2 protein-coding genes are annotated in these 1,979 nt (G+C 47.7%); both read left to right on the top strand.

The window, feature by feature from the left end:
• Nucleotides 1-97: 97 nt before the first annotated feature.
• Nucleotides 98-1,117: an IS21 family transposase gene (gene istA / locus AB6D07_RS22875; RefSeq protein ID WP_017102648.1), complete on the top strand. Its 1,020-nt coding sequence runs from the start codon at nt 98-100 to the stop codon at nt 1,115-1,117.
• Complete coding sequence (gene istB / locus AB6D07_RS22870; protein ID WP_017102649.1) at nt 1,114-1,908, top strand: IS21-like element helper ATPase IstB; 795 nt, start codon at nt 1,114-1,116, stop codon at nt 1,906-1,908. Before istA ends, istB begins: the two co-directional genes overlap by 4 nt.
• The last annotated feature ends 71 nt before the right edge of the window (nt 1,909-1,979 follow it).

The following is a 1,979-nucleotide window of genomic DNA, read 5'->3' as shown; positions in this document are numbered from 1 at the left end:
TGTCAGCGCCGATGTAAAAATGACCCACTAACGTCGATTTAAAATTGACCCACCTGAGGCAAACTATCCGTTCGTAACATGGACAAAGCGGCGGATTATGATCAATCAGGAGCAACTAGTGGAAATACACGTTTTACATCAGCAAGGGCACAGCATCCGCCGCATTGCGCGAGATTTAGGTATCTCTAGAAATACCGTTCGCACTTATCTTCGAAACAGAAGTAAAGAGCCTGTGTATCCCGAACGACAGTCTCGACCAACAAAATTACAGCCTTACCACGACTACTTGCACACCCGCATTGAAGCTGCAAGGCCTTATTGGATACCAGCAACAGTCTTACTGCGTGAGATAAAATCCTTCGGTTACGAAGGCGGCATAACGATGCTCAAAAAGCACATCAAACAATACAAACCTAGCACGCCTGCCGACCCTGTGGTTCGATTCGAAACACAACCTGGTGAGCAAATGCAAGTCGACTTCACGACCATTACGCATTACGGCATACGGGTTAAAGCCTTTGTTGCTACGCTTGGTTATAGCAGAGCGACGTTCGTTCGCTTTTGTGAGCGGGAGCGCCAAGAAGACTGGGTTGATGGTCTTGAAGAAGCATTTGAATACTTCGGTGGCGTACCCAAAGAGGTTCTGTTCGATAATGCGAAAGCCATCATGATAGAGCGAGATGCATACGGTGAAGGCGAGCATCGATGGAACGCTATGCTGCTCACTGCCGCCAAGAAGTACAATTTCAAACCAAGAGCTTGCCGTCCGTATCGCGCAAAGACCAAAGGGAAAGTGGAGCGATTTAACTCTTACTTGAAAAGTAGCTTCGTCACTCCGCTTGCTGCGACACTTAAACAACACGGTCTGAAAATCACAGCCGATGTCCTTAATGGGCATATCGGCTCGTGGTTAGAAACCGTCGCTCACCAGAGGATACACGGCACAACAGGTACAAAGCCTCAAGTTCTTCTAGAGAAAGAACGTTTTACACTTCAACCTCTCCCGTCGCCGACACGCCCGATAGCTCCGTTAACAATGGGTGATAATGTCATGCCAGTTGAGAGCTTCCAACATCCACTATCAATGTATGACACGTTGTTGGAGGTGCGAGTATGAACCTTCAAATGAATCGCATCGAAGCTGCGTGCGCAACGCTGAAGTTACAAGCCATGGGTCAGGAATGGCCGAGGTTGGCAGAAGTCGCTAACACTCAAGAGTTGAGTCTAGCCGATTACTTAGAATCACTTCTAAGCGCTGAGCTTGAAGCAAGAGCTGAACGCACAAGAGCAACGCTGACTAAGTTCGCCAGCTTCCCTATGGAGAAAACGTTCGATGACTATGACTTCAAGTTCGCAACAGGTGCCCCACGGAAACAGCTCAAGGAGCTAACAGGGTTGGCGTTCGTCGAGCGAAAAGAAAACGTAGTACTACTTGGTCCAAGTGGTGTTGGTAAGAGCCATCTTGCTGTTAGCCTTGGTCAAATAGCGGTACAAAAAGGCTTAAAGACACGGTTCATCACGGCTGCTGACTTAATGCTTCAACTGTCTACGGCAAAAGCTCAGGGCAAACTTGAAAGCTACTTAAGGCGAAGCGTTCTTGCGCCAAAGCTCCTTATCGTCGATGAAATCGGATATCTACCGTTCGGCAGAGAAGAAGCGAACTTGTTCTTCAATGTCATCGCTAAACGATACGAGCAAGGCAGCATTATCGTAACCAGTAACTTGCCGTTCTCTCAATGGTCAAATGCGTTCGCTGACGATACGACACTAACGGCGGCATTACTGGATAGGCTTCTTCATCACTCTCACATCGTACAAATCAGCGGAGAAAGCTACCGATTACGAGGAAAGAAGGCGGCTGGAACCATACCTACGGTTCTAGAAAATCTATCTGAAAGTAGAAGTTAATTACGTGGGTGGGTCAGTTTTACTTCGGCGATAACGCCGATAAGTGGGTCAATTTTAAACTGGCGTTGACA

This window comes from Vibrio sp. 10N.239.312.C11, from assembly GCF_041466065.1.
In the GTDB taxonomy this organism is placed as follows: domain Bacteria; phylum Pseudomonadota; class Gammaproteobacteria; order Enterobacterales; family Vibrionaceae; genus Vibrio; species Vibrio tasmaniensis_A.
Note: the sequence above shows the minus strand (reverse complement) of the source record. Positions and strands in the feature narration are given on the sequence as shown.

Coding starts and splice junctions, on each gene's coding strand:
- istA (WP_017102648.1), top strand. CDS start 98: ATGATCAATCAGGAGCAACTAGTGGAAATACACGTTTTACATCAGCAA.
- istB (WP_017102649.1), top strand. CDS start 1,114: ATGAACCTTCAAATGAATCGCATCGAAGCTGCGTGCGCAACGCTGAAG.